We start from the raw sequence: 15168 nt of genomic DNA, 5'->3' as shown, positions 1-15168 counted from the left end.
GCCTACACCGCCCACCGCCCCCACCCGAACCCGCCCGCCGAGGAGCTGCGCGCCCGGATCCCCGGCTGGGGCGTCGACCTCGACCCGGCCGACCGGCCCTCCACCCCGATGCTGCGCTTCGACCCCGAGGCCAGCGGGGCGCACTGGGAGCTCCCCGACCGCCAGCCGGAGGAGCGGCCGCGGGAGCACTCCATCGAGCACGCCGGCGTGACGCCCGTCTTCGGCACCGCGCAGCCTCTGCACGGGGTGTCGGGGGCCATCCGGCGCTACTCCTACGAGCGCTTCAGCGAGGCCCGCGCCGCGCACTGGCTGCTGCTGATCGCGGCCGACCGGGTCGAGTTCGCGGAGTCGCGCGTCACCGCCCTGCTGCAGGGACGCCCGGACAACCCGATCAGCGAGACCGGGATCCGTGCCGAGCTGAAGTACGGCGGGATCCGCTCCCGCACCGGACGCAACGCCCGCCGGGTCGACACCGCCCACACCTGGATGGACCCCTTCCTGGTCGCCGCGCCCTGGCTCGGCGGCGCCGCGCTGGCCCTGGCCGGGAGGTCGGTGCTCCGCAGGACCACCCGGCGTCGCCCCCAGCGAGCGTCCTGAGCCGGGCGGACGCTGGCCCAGGCGAGCAGGTCGGTGCTGCCGGGCGCGGCCAGCCAGGCCAGCTGCTCAGCGCCCAGCCCGTCGCGCGACCACCGCGCCGACGGCCACAGCGCCTCGGCTGGGGCGATGAGGAAGGTGTCCCAGTTGCCGCGGACGCGGCAGGGGGCCGGGATCCGGTGGGCCCCGTGGGGATCGAACCCACAACCCGCGGATTAAAAGTCCGCTGCTCTGCCAGTTGAGCTAGAGGCCCGCAGCGCTCCCGGACGGGGCTGGGAGAGACCTCCTGGGACGCCCGCGACAGAGGCGCCGCAGCGCCGAGGCTACCTCACGAAAGCGCGAGCGGCCGGCGGCGCAGAGCGAGCGCCACCAGCCGTCCGGACTAGCGTCGTCGGGCCTCCTCGGCGCGAGCGGAGCGTCGCATCTTCACGTCGATGAGCAGCGCGACGACGAGCACCCCGGTCAGGGCCACGTTGATCCAGGGCTCCGCGCCCATCCGCGAGACCACGGCGTTGGCGATGAGGGCCGCGAACACGATCCCGTAGAGCAGCACGCGGACTCGGCTGCCGGAGCCGGCGGTGCCCGTCGGTCGGCGGCTCACAGCTCACGCGTCCGGTAGAAGTGGACGGCCAGCGCAGTTCCGACGACGATCCCCAGCACGCCGAGACCGAACCCGGCGGCGGCCACCACGGCCACCGGCACCTCCGACGCGCTCGCGGCCAGCGGGGCGAGGACGCCCGTCGCCTGCGCCAGCCAGGCCAGGCAGGCGATGAGGAACGCCGGGGCGTAGGCGATCAGGCGTCCGGCGGAGTAGCCGACGCGGAAGAGCGCCGGCAGCTGCACCGCCATCGCCACCCCGACCACCGCGAAGGCGATCGCGTGCACCGTCACCAGCAGCTCGGGTGCGGGCAACGCGTCGCCGCGGACGGCCGCCACCACCAGGGTGACCACGGTGCCGACCACCGCCGCGACGAGGTAGTAGACGAGCACCGACAGCGCGCGTCCCAGCACGACCGAGCGCCGAGAGACCGGCAGCACGCCGTAGAGGGTGTTGAGGCGTCCGCGCTCGTCGCCGAGGAAGGGCGCGGAGACCATCAGCGAGGTGACCAGGGCTGCCGCGACCACCGCCATCCCGGGGACCGGCAGCGCCACGCCAGCCAGCGCGGCGAAGGTGAGGGTCAGCAGGTTCTGGCGCCGCGGGAACCACGAGGCCAGGTCGAAGCGGGTGAACGTCAGTGCGCTCATGCGGCCGCCTCCTCGTGCTCGGCGCCGAGGTGGACGACGATGTCGTCGATGCCGGCGGCGTCGATCACCACCTCGGGCCCGAAGGCGGCCGAGTCGGCCATCCGGATCAGCGCGGACCACTGCTGGCCCGAGCGCTGCAGCCCGAGCACCGGCACCGACGGCGCCGGACCGGACCCCCGCACCACCGCGAACTCCTCCACCACGTCGGTCAGCACGCCGCGGTGGGCGATCCGCCCGCCGACCATCACCACCAGCTCGTCGGCCAGGTCGTGCAGGTCGGTGGTGATGTGGGTGGAGAAGAGCACCCCGTGCTCGGGGTCGATCACGAACTGGCGGATGACGTCACCGATCTGGCGGCGCGACGCCGGGTCCAGCCCGCTGGACGGCTCGTCCAGGACCAGCAGGTCGGGGTCGGCGGCCAGAGCCGTCGCGACGGACAGCTTGACGCCCTGCCCACGGGAGAGCTCGCCGACCCGCTGCTGTCGGGGGACCCGCAGCCGGTCGAGCAGCTCGCCGAACCGGTCGGCGTCCCAGCCGGGGTAGAACGGCGCGAGCCGGCGGCCGACGGAGTCGACCCGCCACTCCGCGGCCGCGGTCGGCTGGTCGAGCACGACACCGGTGCGGGCCAGTGCCTCGGGCGCGCCGGCCGGGTGCCCGAGCACCTCGACCCGTCCCGAGTCGGGGGTCAGCAACCCCAGCAGGGCCCGGATGGTCGTGGTCTTGCCGGCGCCGTTGGGTCCGACGAGGCCGACGACCGAGCCGCGGGACAGGGAGAGGGAGATCCCGTCGAGCTCGAACGCTGGTCTACGGACGTGCAGCTCCTCGATCCGCACTATCGGCGCGGGTGCTGCGTGGTCAGGCGTCCTCGGGTCGGTCATGGGTGCTCCAGATCTCGTCGAGACGGTGGTGGATGTCGTGCTGGTCCAGCCGCGCGTGCCGGGCCGCCACGTACAGCTCGCGGAGCAGGGCGTCGACCCGGCCCCGCAGCGCGGTCGCCGCCGAGTCGGCGTCGACCTCGAGCACGACGAAGCCGCGTCCGTGCTCGCTGTGCACGAGGCCCTCGGCGGCCAGGTCGTTGTAGGCGCGCGTCACGGTGATGACGCTCACCCGCAGGTCAGCCGCGAGCTGGCGCAACGACGGCAGCGTCTCGCCCGGACCGATCTCGCCGGACAGGATCGAGGCCCGTACCTGGGACCTGATCTGCTCGTAGATCGGTGTGGTCGAGCTGGTCGACACGACAACCCGCATGGCCACCTCCAACTGTATATGTACACCATAACAGTAAGGCCACCTCCGCCCAAGGACCAGCCGTCCGGCGAGCCCGATGCGTGGGCCTGATGAAGTGAGCCCGGGGCTCTATACCGTTCTGCGCTGACGCATCCGTGCAGCACGAGGAGGTCCTGGTGATCGTCACCCTGCACTCGCTCATCCGCGAGGGCCGCGAGCTGGACTACGACCGGGAGCACCGGGTCATCCCGGACGACCTGGCCGCGGAGTTCGCGCGCATCGGCATCCACGACTGGACGATCTGGCGGGCGGGCCGGCACCTGTTCCACCGGGTCGACTGCGACGACTGGGAGGCCGCGCTGGCGGCGCTGGCCGAGAGCCCGGCGGACGCCCGCTGGCAGCAGCACATCGGTCAGATCGTGGACCACTTCGATCCCGCGGGCCCGGACGGCTCACCAGCACCACTACCCCAGGTGTGGAGCCTGTCGGACCAGGTCTCGTGACGAGCGAGGGAGGGACCAGCACCGTCCACCGGGAACGAGGACGCGGCACCCTCCTGACGTTCCCCCGAACCGCAGAGCTGAGTGCCGCGCCCCGCTCAGGGAAGGTTAGACAACTTCGCCTTCACGGATCCGGGGTCGCACTGTGAAGCCGCGCACGGAGGGAGAGACCCCGTCGGACGGCGGTGGTGCGACCGGCGGGGCGTCGTGGTTCAGCGAGTCCTTCGCCGCCGCCCTGCGCGCCAGCGGCTGGACGCTGACCGCGCTGCGGCGTGAGCTGGTCGAGCGCGGCAACCCGGTCAGCCTGTCCACGCTCAGCTACTGGCGCTCGGGCAAGCGGGTGCCCGAGGGTGCGGACTCGCGGCTGGTGGTGCGCGACATCGAGGAGATCCTCGGGCTCGACCCGGACGAGCTGCAGCGCTCGGTGCCGCCGTCGCGCCGGCTGGGGCCCCGCGGCCCGGCCCGGGCGGACCGGCTGCTGGCCCGAGACGGCGTCCCGGAGATCTTCGCCGAGCTCGGCCTGGACGACCTGATGAACGGGCTCTACGTCGAGTGGCTGCACCGCTGGGTCGACATCGGCCCCGACGGCGCCCCGACCGCCTTCGGCAACCGCGGCCTCTACCGCGCCGGGCGGCCGGGGATCGAGCGGCTGGCCGAGATGTACGTCGCGCTCAGCCAGGACTCCGACCCGTTCGCCACCATCGAGACCATCGGCTGCAGCCTGGGTCGCGTCATCCGACGGCCCGAGGCCAAGGTGTCGGTGGCCGAGCTGCTGCTGCCGCGCCCGCTGCACCTCGGCGAGGAGGTCATGCTGGAGTGGACCATGCGGCCGCAGCACGCGGTGCCCGCGCAGCGGTTCGAGTGCTACACCGAGCAGCGCAACCAGGAGATCCTCGCCTCGGTCCGGTTCCACCCCGACCGGCTGCCCGCCTGGGTCGAGCGCTACACCGACTCCGAGGGCGGCAGCGAGCTCTACCCGGCCCAGGTCGACGGCTTCACCGTCGTGCACCACCGGCAGCGCAACTTCGGCCCCGGCACCCTCGGCGTGCGCTGGGGCTACTGAGCGCCACCCCGGCGACCAGGGGCGTCGTCCGCCGGCGCAGGACGTCGACGCCGGCGCCACCAGGTCAGCCCCACCGCGCCGAGCACCAGCAGCAGCGCCCCGGTCGCGACCACCACGGCGACGGCGTCCGGGCGCTCCACCGGGGGCACCGTCGGCACCGGCTCGGGCGGCGGGAGCCGCGGCGGCAGCTCGGCGAGCACCGCGTCGAAGACCGGCGCGAAGTGCTCGGCGCCGTAGCCGCCGTGGACGGGCCGGGTCCGTTCGAACTCCTCGGCGAAGTCGGTGGACCCGCTGCTCACCCGCAGCAGCGCCGGCCCGGCGTCGCAGACCAGGTCGCCGCTGTCGCAGACGGAGAACACCGGGACGTCGGCGGGCAGGTCGAGGTCGTCCCCGGCGGCCGCCGCCGCCATCGCCGTCGGGTCGGTCTGGTCCACCGCCACCTGGATCAGCGAGCGGACCATGGTCGACACCCCCTCGCCGTCGGCGCCGCTGCGGCGGGCCTCCTGCACCTGGGCGCGGACGTAGCCCAGTGTCGCCACCAGCCCGGTCGCGCTCTCCGGGGCCGTCCCGTGGCGGCGGACCGCCTGCCCGGGGTAGGTGGCGGGGCTGCCGGCCAGCACCGCCCCGGCCACCCGCCACCCGTCGGTGCGCCGGCTGAGCGCGGCGGTGACGACCTCGGCCCCCTGGGAGAACCCGACGAGGATCCAGCGCTCCCGCGGACAGCGCGCGGCCGAGTCGTCCAGCAGCTGCTGCAGCCGCTGCTCACCGACCGTCACGCTGTCGAAGTAGGTCGTCGGCGGCGGCTCCTCGGCCAGCGCCAGCTCCTCCAGCCCGACCTCGGCCAGGGTGTGCGGGTCGGAGGCCGGGAAGTCCAGCCAGACGGTCCGGGCGGTCAGCGGCCGGCTGGTGGGGGAGCGTCGCACCGCCTCGTCCAGGGCCGTCCGGGCCTGCTCCACGGTGTCGCCCCACGGCGTGACCTCACCCGACCCGCGGGCGCCGACGAACAGCAGGTCGGCGCACTCACCGGCCGGTGCGCTGGAGGGGTCGGGGACGTCGTCCAGCCCGTCCCAGGAGGCCGTGCGGGCCGAGGCTGGGGCGGGCGGGACGAGCAGCAGCAGGGACGCCAGCAGGCAGCCGAACAGGGGAAGCAGCCGCACGTGATCAGCTGGGTCGGCGGGAGCGCGGAGCCATGGCGCCAGTCAAGCAGCCCGGCCCAAGGACGTCCCGACCACTAGACTCCGGCACCAGCGGGAGGGAGAGACCATGACCGTGTTCTTCGTGGTGGGCGCCGTCGGCCTGGTGCTGCTGGTGGTCACGCTGATCGCCGGCGAGGTCGTCGAGGGCATCTTCGACGGCATCGGGGGCGAGTGGCTCTCCGGTGCGGGCCTGGCCGGGTTCATCGGCGCGTTCGGCTTCGCCGGGGCGCTGGCCTACGACCTCAGCGGCGGCAGCGTCGGGATCGGCATCGTCGTCGGGCTGCTGGCCGGGGTCGCGATGGGTGCGCTGGTGGCGGTCGGCACCCGGTTCCTCCGCAAGGAGGAGAACGACTCCACCGTCCGCACCGCCTCGCTGGTCGGACGGGCCTGCTCGGTCAGCACCCCCATCCCGGCCGACGGCTACGGTGAGGTGACCCTGGTCGCGGCCGGTCACATCACCCGGCTGAACGCCCGCGCCGCGGCCCCGATCCCGGTCGGCGCCAACGTCACCATCACCGCGATCCTCTCCGCCACCGCGGTCGTGGTCGAACCGGTCACCACCGCCGCCCCGCGGGTCGGCCAGGACGTCGCCCTGGACCACCTGCCGCCGTCCCCGCCGCCGCCCAGCGCCGAACCCGACGTCGACGTCACGCCCCCGGCGGGTACCGAGCCGCCCGCGCGCCGCGCCGCACCCGAGCCCGAGCAGCGCGGGCCCGGGTTCACCCCGCCCGAGCAGACCTGGTCGCCGTGGGCCCGCGACGACACCCAGCGCTGAGAGTCCGCTGAGACTTCTCCTGCCCTCGGACGGACCGTCCGCGAGCCGGGAAGACCGCGCGCGCCGCGTGGCGCCGGGGCATCCGCCCGCTGCCGTCGTCCGGAAACCCCGCCCGAGCGCCTTGAGAGCCTCCCCGCTCGGGGTGCGGGCGACCCCCGGTGGTGACAGACTGCGCCCGTCGTCGCCCACCGAGCCCGCCCGCGGGACCGCTCCCGCCGGCGGGTGAGAACGAAGGACCCCCACATGGATCTGCTCGGCAGTCCGATCATCGCGATCCTGGCGCTCGTCGTCCTGGTCGTGCTGGTCGTCCTCCTCATCACCAGCCGCTACAAGGTGGCCGGCCCGAACGAGGCGTTCATCGTCACCGGACGCAAGGGCAAGGAGGTGAAGAACCCCGAGACCGGTGAGATCTCCACCGACCTGTCCGGCCAGAAGGTCGTCATGGGCGGCGGCGTCTTCGTCGTGCCGTTCGTGCAGCGCCTGCACATCCTCGACCTCTCCAGCCGTCGCATCATGGTGCAGATCCGTGGCGCGGTCTCCGGCCAGGGCGTCAAGCTCAACCTCGACGGCGTCGCCATCGTCAAGGTCGGCGGCAACGAGGACTCGATCCGCGCCGCCGCGCAGCGCTTCCTCACCCAGCAGGAGGAGATCGAGACCTTCACCCAGGAGACGCTGGCCGGTTCGCTGCGCTCCATCGTCGGCTCGCTGTCGGTCGAGCAGATCATCCGCGACCGCGCCGCCTTCGCCCAGCGGGTGGCCGACGAGTCGGAGTCCTCGCTGACCGGTCAGGGCCTGGTGCTCGACACCTTCCAGATCCAGGACATCACCGACGACGGCACCTACCTCTCCGACCTGGGACGTCCCGAGGCCGCCCGGGTCGGTCAGGTCGCGGCCATCGCCGAGGCCAACGCCACCCAGGCCGCCCAGCAGGCCCGGCTGGCCGCCGAGCAGGAGATCGCCATCTCCGAGCGGTCCCTGAACCTGAAGCAGGCCGAGATCAGGGCCGAGACCGACGCCGCCGCCGCGCAGGCCGCCGCCGCCGGACCGCTGGCCCAGGCCGACCGCGACCAGGCCATCCTCGCCGAGCAGGAGAAGGTGGCCGTCCGGCAGGCCGCGCTGAAGGACCGCCAGCTCGACACCGAGGTCCGCAAGCCCGCCGACGCCGAGCGCTACCGGGTCGAGACCGAGGCCGAGGGTCGCCGCCAGTCCGAGATCCTCGAGGCCGACGCCCGCCGCCAGGCCTCCATCGCCGCCGCGCAGGCCGAGGCCGAGAAGGCCCGTCTCACCGGTGAGGGTGACAAGTCCCGCCGTGCCGCGCTCGCCGAGGCCGAGGCGATCGAGGGTGCCAAGCGCGGTGAGGCCGAGAAGGCCCGTCGTATCGCCGAGGCCGAGGCGCTGCGGGCCGAGGGTGAGGCCGAGGCCGCCGCGATCCTGGCCCGCGGTCAGGCCGAGGCCGAGGCGATGAACAAGCGCGCCGACGCGTTCGCCCGGTACAACGACGCCGCCGTGCTGCAGATGCTGGTCGAGGTGCTGCCCCAGGTGGCCCGCGAGGTCGCGGCCCCGATGTCGGCGATCGACAAGCTCACCGTCATCTCCACCGACGGCGCCGGCGAGATGCCCAAGCAGGTGACCAGCAACATCGTCCAGGCGATGGAGCTGATCAAGAACAGCACCGGCGTCGACCTGAGCAAGCTGGTCGACCGCTACAGCGAGGACGGCGGCCGCGGTTCCGCCACCGTGGTGCCGGGCGAGCCCGGCCCGGAGCAGCCCGCGCGCTCCTGACAGCCCTCAGATGGACGGCCCCGGCTCCGGCCGGGGCCGTTCGTCGTACCCGGACCGCCCGGGGCGTCGGCCGCAGCCGGGGACCGGGTCGGTGCCGGCCTGGAGGCGATGAGTGAGGCGCTGGCCGGGGAGGTCGCCGACTTCGGCACCGACGAACACGCCTACGCCACCCCCAAGGTGCAGACCCTCCGGGAGCCGCTGGACGCCGACCGCGACGTCGCTCCTGCCACCGGCTTCCCCGCCGCCTGACCCACGGTCGGCGTCCGGGTCGGCGCTCAGGCGCAGGACGGCGGGGTCACCTCGCTGCAGATGAGGACGCGCGGGGCCCCGCCCTCCGCGTCGATGACACCGCCGTCGCCGGGCCGCAGACCGGCGTCGACCACGGCCCCGTTGGTCGGGTCGAGGAGCCAGTAGCGCGACGGGACACGGCCGTCGGCGTCCAGGAACCGCCACGGCCCGCCGTGCTCGGCGTAGCCGATGTAGAGGACGCCGGGGTCGAGCAGGCCGCGGGTGTTGAGGGAGACGTCCCAGCAGGGTTGGAGGCGGGCGACAGGGAGTCCGGCGAGGATGCGGCCGACCAGACCGACGTAGCCCGCCCCCTCGAAGTGCAGGGCCTCGCGCCAGCCGGCACCGGGCGCCAGGAAGAACTCCGACTGCCCCGGCTCATCGGGCCGGACGGCCCACTGCCAGAGGCTGCCCGCGCCGTAGGCGACGCCCATCACGCCGCCGGCACAGAGGTTCTGCCACGCCTCGTGGCCCTGCCACCAGCCGGCCGCGCGCCCGCGCAGGCCGGTGTGCTCGTAGGTCGGCTCGCCATTCATCACCGCCTTCACCGGCCGGTGTGCCCACATGGTCGCCAGGCGCTCGGGTACGTGCTCACCGGCGTGACCCGTCTGGCACCACTGGAAGTCGAGCCAGGCGGCGGCCTGGTGGGCGTCGTTGCGGGCGTGCGGCCGGTAGTGGATGCCGGTGGGCTGGCCGTAGCAGTCCTGCCGCTCGACCTCCTTCCCACCCGCCTCGATCTGCGGCTCGGTGCCGGCCCCGTCCGCACCGACGAGGTAGACGGCCGGACGTGCGCCGTAGCGGGCGACCAGGTAGCGGCAGTAGCGGGCGTAGTCCTCGGGCGGCACCACCGGGCCCGCGACGTCGAGCCCCTTCCAGCCGAAGCCGTGGAAGACCGGCTGCAGCACCGGGGTGATCCCGTGGTCGACCAGGACCCCGGTCAGCTCGTCGAGGGTGCGGAAGTACTCGACCCGAAGCCGGGTGAGGCGTCCTTCGGGCAGGTCGTCGAACCCGGTGTCGAAGCCCTCGTCGACGCCCCGGGCCCGTGGTCCGGTCGCCCGCATGTCCGGCTGCACGCTCATCAGCTGCGCCGCGTTGAACCCCTGCGCGCTGCGGTGCCGTGCGTAGTCGACCACCTCCTCCGGGGTCGCCCGCCAGGGCAGCGCCCACGCGGTGTCGGCCACGACGAGGACCGGGGTGCCGTCCGCGTGCTCGAGCGTGCGCGCGGTGGGGGAGAGGCGCCAGAACCCGTGCCGGGTCGCCGGGTGCGGCCTCGGGTCCGGCGGGGCGGCCGTCAGCTCGCCGATCGTGCCGTCGACCGCGGGGTGCCCGTGCGCGGACCAGGTCCACCGGCCGGTGGGCAGTGTGGAGGCGAAGCGCACCCGCCAGGTGGTGCCGCCGTCGAAGAACGCCGGTCGGCGCAGCGTGTCGCCGCTGTCGTGGGTGAAGTCGACCCACAGGTCGACGTCGGTATAGGGGTTGTCGGCGGTGGGGCCGGTCAGCGTGATCTCGACCTGCTGCCACTGGGGTGCGGTGGTGGGCTGCTGGGCTGGCACGGGACTCCTCGTCTGGTCTCGGGGCGGGTCAGTCCGCCAGCAGGGCGCGGGCCGTGCTGAGGTCGGTCAGCAGGACGTTGATCCAGCGCCCCAGGACGGCCGCCCGGATCGCTTCGTGCTTGCGCTCACCGCCGGCCAGGCCGATCCGGCGCGGGATGGTCCGGAAGCTGTCCGGGTCGATGCCGACGACGCGGGCGTCCAGCTCGCTGCGGACGTGGCGGCCGGAGGCGTCGAAGAAGCGGTGGCACACGTCGCCGACGGCGCTCAGCTCGAGCAGCGCCGCCTGGTCGGCGGGGTCGATGGCGTTGCCGCTGCGCTGCAGCAGCTCCGACGGCTGCAGGCTGCCGATGCCGACCAGCGCCATCGTCAGGTCCGGCCAGCTCGCTGTCACGCTGCGCACCGCCGGCTCGGCCATCAGGTCGCGGCGCATCGCCGCACGTCCCACCAGACCGGGCGCGGGGACGTAGGAGGGGCTGGCGCCGACCGCGTGGGCGAACTCGCTGAGCAGCCGGTTCGCCTGGGCCTGCGCGGCGCTCGCGCCGATCCCGCCCACGAGCTGCACGACCGACTCCGCACCGGAGGTCCGTCGCTGCCGCAGGCGGTCGACGACGGCCAGCAGGGTCTGGCTCCAGGACGAGACCCCGATGCGCTCGCCGCCGGACAGCGTGGCCTCCAGGTAGCTGGCCCCGGCCGAGCCGAGACCGGCGAGCACCGCGACCTCGTCACCCGAGACGTCGGCGACCACGGCCTCGAGCAGCCCGTAGCGCTCCTCGAGGGCGCGTTCGAGGTCGGTGTGCACCCCCTGGGAGACGACCACCACGGTGCGGACGATGCCGACCTCACCGGCTCGCTTGAGCAGCCGGGAGACCTTGGCCTGCGAGATGTGCAGCATGGCCGCGATCTCGTTCTGCCGCAGGTTCTGCTCGTGGTACAGGTGCGCGATCTTGGTCATCAGGCGGACCTGGCCGTCCGGGGCATCAGCGGTCCCGGCTGCGTTCGTTCCGGCCAACAGTGCCTCCTCCGTGGCAGAGGCCCCGACTGTATCGGTCATGACCCGGCGGCCGAGGTCAGCCGCCGCACCTCCTGCTGCCACCGTCCCCGCCGTTCGCGCCGCGCCTCCTCGGTGATCTGGGGGACGAAGGTGCGGCGGGAGCGGCGCACCGGGAGCTCCACGCCGAGCCGCCGCCAGCCGAGGACCGCTGCGCCGTAGGCCGAGACCTCCGGCACGTCGGCGACCTCCACCGGGCAGCCCAGGAGGTCGGCCTGCGACTGCATCAGCAGCTGCGAGGCGGTGGCCCCGCCGTCGGCCCGGACGGTGCCCACCGGGACGTCGGCGTCCACCACCTCGACGACGTCGCAGACCTGCTGGGCGACGGCGTCCACCGCGGCGCGGGCCACCTGCGCACGGCCGCTGCCGGCGTCGAGCTGGGTGATCGCGGCCCGCAACCCGCGCCGCCAGTGCGGCGCGCCGAGGCCGGTGAAGGAGGGGAGCAGGGTGACGCCGCCGGAGTCGGGGACCGAGGCGGCCAGCTCGAGCAGCGCCGGCACGTCGAGCCCGAGCAGCCGGCCGGTCCAGGCGAGCGCTGCTCCGGACGCCAGGATGTTGCCCTCGCGGGCGTACGTCGGTGCCTCGGTCAACCAGGCCAGGGTCGAGGACACGCCGGAGTCGTCCGTGGCCAGACCCGGTGCCGGGGTCATCACCGAGGTCCCCGTCCCGTAGGTGGCCTTGAGCCTGCCGGGCACGGTGCAACCCTGGCCGAGCAGGGCCGCGTGGGAGTCGGCGAGGACGGCGAGCACGGGCACGCCGTCGGGGAGTCCCGGGACGTCACGGGTGACGCCGAAGTCGCCGTCGGAGCGCAGCACCTGCGGGAGCACCTCGAGCGGGACGCCGAACACGTCGAGCAGCTCGGCCGACCAGCCGAGCCCCGCGACGTCGTACAGCAGCGTCCTGGAGGCGTTCCCCGCCTCGGTGACGTGACGGGCCCCGCCCGTCAGCCGCCAGAGCAGCCACGAGTCGACCGTGCCCACGCAGACCCGCGAGAGGTCGGACGCCGGCGGCTGGGCGAGGAGCCAGGCGATCTTCGGTGCCGAGAACATCGGGTCGACCCGCAGCCCGGTGCGCGAGCGGACCAGCTCCTCCTCGGCCTCGGAGACCCTGTCCCGGCACCAGGCCGCGGTCCGCTCGTCCTGCCAGCCGACGACGGGTCCGAGCGGCCGGCCCTCGCGGCGGTCCCAGGCCAGCACCGACTCCCGCTGGGTGGAGAGGACCAGCGCGGTGACGGCGACATCGGGCGCCTGGTCCAGGCAGCTGCCGACGGCCCGGACGACGCTCGCCCAGAGCTCCTCGGCGTCCTGCTCCACGTGCCCTGGTGCGGGGTGCTGCACGGAGACGCCGGCGACGCCGGTGGAGGTGACCGAGCCGTCGGCGGCGACCAGCACGGCCTTGGTGTTGGTGGTGCCCTGGTCGATGGCCAGCACGCGGGTCAACGTCGACTCCCTCTGCTCGGGGGCGACCCAGCCTTGACGGGACGCCGTTGGATGAGAGAATATACGGGTACGGAATGATTATGCAACGGCTACCGAAGGACGAGATGTGACGGCTCGACGACGAGTGATCATCGACACCGACGCCAAGAACGAGGCCGACGACCAGTACGCGATCGTGCACGCGCTGCTGTCGCCGACCTTGGACGTGCGCGGGGTGGTCCCGGCGCACTTCGGCACCGAGCGGACCGAGCAGAGCCTGGCCGAGTCCCGCGCCGAGGTGGACCTGCTGCTGGACCTGCTCGGCCGCCCCGACGTGGTCGTGGCCGACGGGGCCGCGGCGGCGATCCCGGACGAGGCCACCCCCGCCGACTCACCGGGGGCCCGGCTGATCGTCGAGGAGAGCCGGCTGGCCACTCCCGACGACCCGCTGTTCGTGACCTTCCTGGGCCCGTTGACCGACATGGCCAGTGCGATCCTGCTCGACCCCGAGATCGTGACGCGGCCGGTGGTGGTGGTCTGGATCGGCGGCATGGGATACGACGTGGACTGGGCCTATCCGGGCATCGAGTTCAACCTCCGCAACGACATCCCGGCCGCCAACGTCGTCTTCGACTCCGGCATCACGCTCTGGCAGGTGCCGGCCCCGGTCTACTCCATGGTCTCGGTGGGGTACGCCGAGCTGGAGGAGAAGATCGGCGGCACCAGTCCGCTGGCCGACTACCTCATCCGCCAGCTGGTGGAGTGGAACGCCGCCCACCACGGCGAGCCCATCGAGCACCGCTCGCTGGGCGACTCCCCGGCCATCTCGCTCGTGCTGAACCCCCGTGGCGGGGTGGCGCGCACCAGGCCCTCGCCCCGGTTCAGCCGCGAGGGCGGCTACCTGCCCGGAGCCGGGCACCCGGTCAAGGTGTTCGACGCCGTCGACGTGCGCTACCTGCTCGAGGACATGTTCGCCAAGATCCGCCGGTTCGGGCGCGAGGGCGTCCAGCCGACCACCACCGTCCCGGCGCAGGGCCGGGACTGACACCACCGTCCGGCTGGGTCCGGACGTGCACCCAGCATCAGACAAAGGAGACTGACATGACTGGACTCACCCGTCGGGGCCTGCTCGGGCTCACGGGGGCGGCCGCGATCGGTGCCGGCCTGTCCGCCTGCACCGGCGCCGCTCCCACCGGCACGCCCGGGGGCTCCGGATCCGGGGGCTCGAACACGCTGCGGCTCTTCACCTACGAGGACGACACGACCATCGGGCTGCTGCGCGACCAGGTCAAGGCCTTCGACCAGGCCAACGGCACCACCACCGCGGTGGACTCGCTGCCCGGCTCCGGCGCGGCCGTCTTCCCCGACAAGCTGCGCACCGAGCTCCTCGGTGGTTCCGGGCCCGACATCTGGCGGATCTGGGGCGGCCAGATCGGCGCCCCGTTCGCCGAGGCCCAGCAGGCGCTCGACCTCACCCCGTACTACCAGCAGTACGGCTGGGACTCCCGGATCAACACCGCCGCGATCGAGGGGATGACCTTCGACGGCGTCCGTGCCGGCGTGCCCTTCAGCGCCCTCGGCCTCGGCGCCTGGTACAACAGGGCCGCCTTCGAGGAGGCGGGGGTGGAGGGTCCGCCCACCAGCTACGCCGAGCTGGAGGAGGTCAACGCCCGGCTGCTGGGCTCCGGGATGACGCCGCTGGCCACCGGTGGCAAGTACGGCTGGCACATCATGCGTCTCTTCGAGTACCTGCTCGAGACCGCTGCGGGGCCCGAGCTGCACGACCAGCTGCTGGTCGGTGGGGAGAGCTGGGACCGGCCCGAGGTCGTCACCGCGTTCACCAACTTCAAGAAGTGGCAGGACGAGGGGTGGCTGCCAGACGGCGCCGTCGGGCTGGACCCGGCCGACGTCGAGCCCGGCTACGTCCAGGGCCGGCAGGCCTACACCATCACCGGCCCCTGGACCGAGGCCCAGGCCATCCAGTCCGCCGGCGCGGACTCGGCCGACTTCGGCGTCTTCGCCCTGCCCACCGACCACGAGCCGCAGCGTCACTCCGGCTTCGTCGAGGGCTACATGGTCAACGCCCGTTCGGGCAACCCGGACAAGGCGGCCGCGCTCCTCGACTTCATCCTCCAGCCTGAGGCGCAGCAGGCGATGAAGATCGGCGCCTCGACGGTCGAGGGTGCCGAGCCCGACCCGCAGACCCAGCCGCTGGCGGCCGAGTGGGCCCAGGGTCAGGGCCAGCAGCCCTTCTACACGATCCAGGACCAGGCCTTCCCCAAGCAGCAGGCCGACCAGTACTTCGCCATCCAGAGCGACGTCCTCCAGGGCAGGACGAGCCCTGCCGACGCCGCGAAGCGGATGCAGGAGGTCGTCTCGACCTGGGCGCAGGACTGACCCGCGATGACGTCCCCGACCCTCACCACCGGCGCGCGCGTCCCGGACGCGCGCGCCTCCGGCGGCGGCCGCCGCCGGTCCCCCG

The 15168-nt window shown here is 73.6% G+C and carries 16 protein-coding genes and 1 tRNA gene; 8 read left to right on the top strand and 9 right to left on the bottom strand.

The window, feature by feature from the left end; all coding sequences use genetic code 11:
- The coding region (locus DVA66_RS07625; RefSeq protein ID WP_114559536.1) for a hypothetical protein at positions 1 to 597 on the top strand (597 nt) is incomplete at its 5' end.
- A 177-nt stretch (positions 598 to 774) separates the two neighbouring features.
- Here DVA66_RS07625 and DVA66_RS07620 read toward each other — a convergent pair.
- The 5 genes from DVA66_RS07620 to DVA66_RS07600 all read right to left on the bottom strand — a co-directional run bounded on the left by DVA66_RS07620 (position 775) and on the right by DVA66_RS07600 (position 3087).
- Positions 775 to 847: transfer RNA gene (locus tag DVA66_RS07620), tRNA-Lys, on the bottom strand.
- A 129-nt stretch (positions 848 to 976) separates the two neighbouring features.
- A complete protein-coding gene (locus DVA66_RS21575; protein WP_232821827.1) occupies positions 977 to 1147 on the bottom strand; it encodes a hypothetical protein in 171 nt (56 codons plus the stop codon).
- A gap of 44 nt (positions 1148 to 1191) precedes the next feature.
- A complete protein-coding gene (locus tag DVA66_RS07610; RefSeq protein ID WP_114559534.1) occupies positions 1192 to 1839 on the bottom strand; it encodes an ABC-2 transporter permease in 648 nt (215 codons plus the stop codon).
- Complete coding sequence (locus DVA66_RS07605; RefSeq protein ID WP_157973893.1) at positions 1836 to 2672, bottom strand: ABC transporter ATP-binding protein; 837 nt, start codon at positions 2670 to 2672, stop codon at positions 1836 to 1838. The genes DVA66_RS07610 and DVA66_RS07605 overlap by 4 nt, the downstream gene beginning before the upstream one ends.
- Before the next feature lie 22 nt (positions 2673 to 2694).
- A complete protein-coding gene (locus DVA66_RS07600; RefSeq protein ID WP_114559532.1) occupies positions 2695 to 3087 on the bottom strand; it encodes a GntR family transcriptional regulator in 393 nt (130 codons plus the stop codon).
- A gap of 155 nt (positions 3088 to 3242) precedes the next feature.
- Here DVA66_RS07600 and DVA66_RS07595 point away from each other — a divergent pair, with 155 nt between their 5' ends.
- A complete protein-coding gene (locus DVA66_RS07595; protein ID WP_114559537.1) occupies positions 3243 to 3569 on the top strand; it encodes an L-rhamnose mutarotase in 327 nt (108 codons plus the stop codon).
- A 142-nt stretch (positions 3570 to 3711) separates the two neighbouring features.
- Complete coding sequence (locus DVA66_RS07590) at positions 3712 to 4629, top strand: helix-turn-helix domain-containing protein (protein WP_114559531.1); 918 nt, start codon at positions 3712 to 3714, stop codon at positions 4627 to 4629.
- Here the strand turns inward: DVA66_RS07590 and DVA66_RS07585 are convergent.
- Complete coding sequence (locus DVA66_RS07585; protein WP_114559530.1) at positions 4623 to 5786, bottom strand: cutinase family protein; 1164 nt, start codon at positions 5784 to 5786, stop codon at positions 4623 to 4625. The two genes, DVA66_RS07590 and DVA66_RS07585, sit on opposite strands and share 7 nt — an antisense overlap.
- Before the next feature lie 106 nt (positions 5787 to 5892).
- On the opposite strand from DVA66_RS07585, the gene DVA66_RS07580 reads away from it, so the two are divergent.
- The 3 genes from DVA66_RS07580 (at position 5893) to DVA66_RS20850 (ending at position 8631) form a co-directional block, all read left to right on the top strand.
- Positions 5893 to 6600 (top strand): NfeD family protein, encoded by a 708-nt coding sequence (locus DVA66_RS07580; protein WP_114559529.1) that lies wholly within the window; start codon positions 5893 to 5895, stop codon positions 6598 to 6600.
- A 243-nt stretch (positions 6601 to 6843) separates the two neighbouring features.
- Complete coding sequence (locus DVA66_RS07575) at positions 6844 to 8382, top strand: flotillin family protein (RefSeq protein ID WP_114559528.1); 1539 nt, start codon at positions 6844 to 6846, stop codon at positions 8380 to 8382.
- Between the two features lie 108 nt (positions 8383 to 8490).
- On the top strand, positions 8491 to 8631 hold the full coding sequence (locus tag DVA66_RS20850; RefSeq protein ID WP_157973892.1) for a hypothetical protein: 141 nt from the start codon (positions 8491 to 8493) through the stop codon (positions 8629 to 8631).
- Positions 8632 to 8657: 26 nt separating this feature from the next.
- Here DVA66_RS20850 and DVA66_RS07570 read toward each other — a convergent pair whose 3' ends face one another.
- The 3 genes from DVA66_RS07570 to DVA66_RS07560 form a co-directional block, all read right to left on the bottom strand.
- A complete protein-coding gene (locus DVA66_RS07570) occupies positions 8658 to 10220 on the bottom strand; it encodes an apiosidase-like domain-containing protein (protein WP_114559527.1) in 1563 nt (520 codons plus the stop codon).
- Between the two features lie 28 nt (positions 10221 to 10248).
- On the bottom strand, positions 10249 to 11172 hold the full coding sequence (locus DVA66_RS07565) for a sugar-binding transcriptional regulator (protein WP_198671570.1): 924 nt from the start codon (positions 11170 to 11172) through the stop codon (positions 10249 to 10251).
- Positions 11173 to 11267: 95 nt separating this feature from the next.
- On the bottom strand, positions 11268 to 12698 hold the full coding sequence (locus DVA66_RS07560) for an FGGY family carbohydrate kinase (protein WP_232821828.1): 1431 nt from the start codon (positions 12696 to 12698) through the stop codon (positions 11268 to 11270).
- A 115-nt stretch (positions 12699 to 12813) separates the two neighbouring features.
- On the opposite strand from DVA66_RS07560, the gene DVA66_RS07555 reads away from it, so the two are divergent.
- Together DVA66_RS07555 and DVA66_RS07550 are read left to right on the top strand one after the other, a co-directional pair.
- Positions 12814 to 13731: a nucleoside hydrolase gene (locus tag DVA66_RS07555; RefSeq protein WP_114559524.1), complete on the top strand. Its 918-nt coding sequence runs from the start codon at positions 12814 to 12816 to the stop codon at positions 13729 to 13731.
- Positions 13732 to 13787: 56 nt separating this feature from the next.
- Entirely contained in the window at positions 13788 to 15083 is a 1296-nt protein-coding gene (locus DVA66_RS07550; protein ID WP_114559523.1) for an ABC transporter substrate-binding protein, read from the top strand.
- Positions 15084 to 15168: the final 85 nt, after the last annotated feature.

This window comes from Desertihabitans aurantiacus, from assembly GCF_003344635.1.
GTDB lineage: Bacteria > Actinomycetota > Actinomycetes > Propionibacteriales > Propionibacteriaceae > Desertihabitans > Desertihabitans aurantiacus.
Note: the sequence above shows the minus strand (reverse complement) of the source record. Positions and strands in the feature narration are given on the sequence as shown.

Excerpts from the sequence above, each read along its gene's own strand:
- DVA66_RS07575 (WP_114559528.1), top strand. The coding sequence starts at position 6,844 with ATGGATCTGCTCGGCAGTCCGATCATCGCGATCCTGGCGCTCGTCGTC.
- DVA66_RS07565 (WP_198671570.1), bottom strand. The coding sequence starts at position 11,172 with ATGACCAAGATCGCGCACCTGTACCACGAGCAGAACCTGCGGCAGAAC.
- DVA66_RS07610 (WP_114559534.1), bottom strand. The coding sequence starts at position 1,839 with ATGAGCGCACTGACGTTCACCCGCTTCGACCTGGCCTCGTGGTTCCCG.
- DVA66_RS20850 (WP_157973892.1), top strand. The coding sequence starts at position 8,491 with ATGAGTGAGGCGCTGGCCGGGGAGGTCGCCGACTTCGGCACCGACGAA.
- DVA66_RS07600 (WP_114559532.1), bottom strand. The coding sequence starts at position 3,087 with ATGCGGGTTGTCGTGTCGACCAGCTCGACCACACCGATCTACGAGCAG.
- DVA66_RS07580 (WP_114559529.1), top strand. The coding sequence starts at position 5,893 with ATGACCGTGTTCTTCGTGGTGGGCGCCGTCGGCCTGGTGCTGCTGGTG.
- DVA66_RS07550 (WP_114559523.1), top strand. The coding sequence starts at position 13,788 with ATGACTGGACTCACCCGTCGGGGCCTGCTCGGGCTCACGGGGGCGGCC.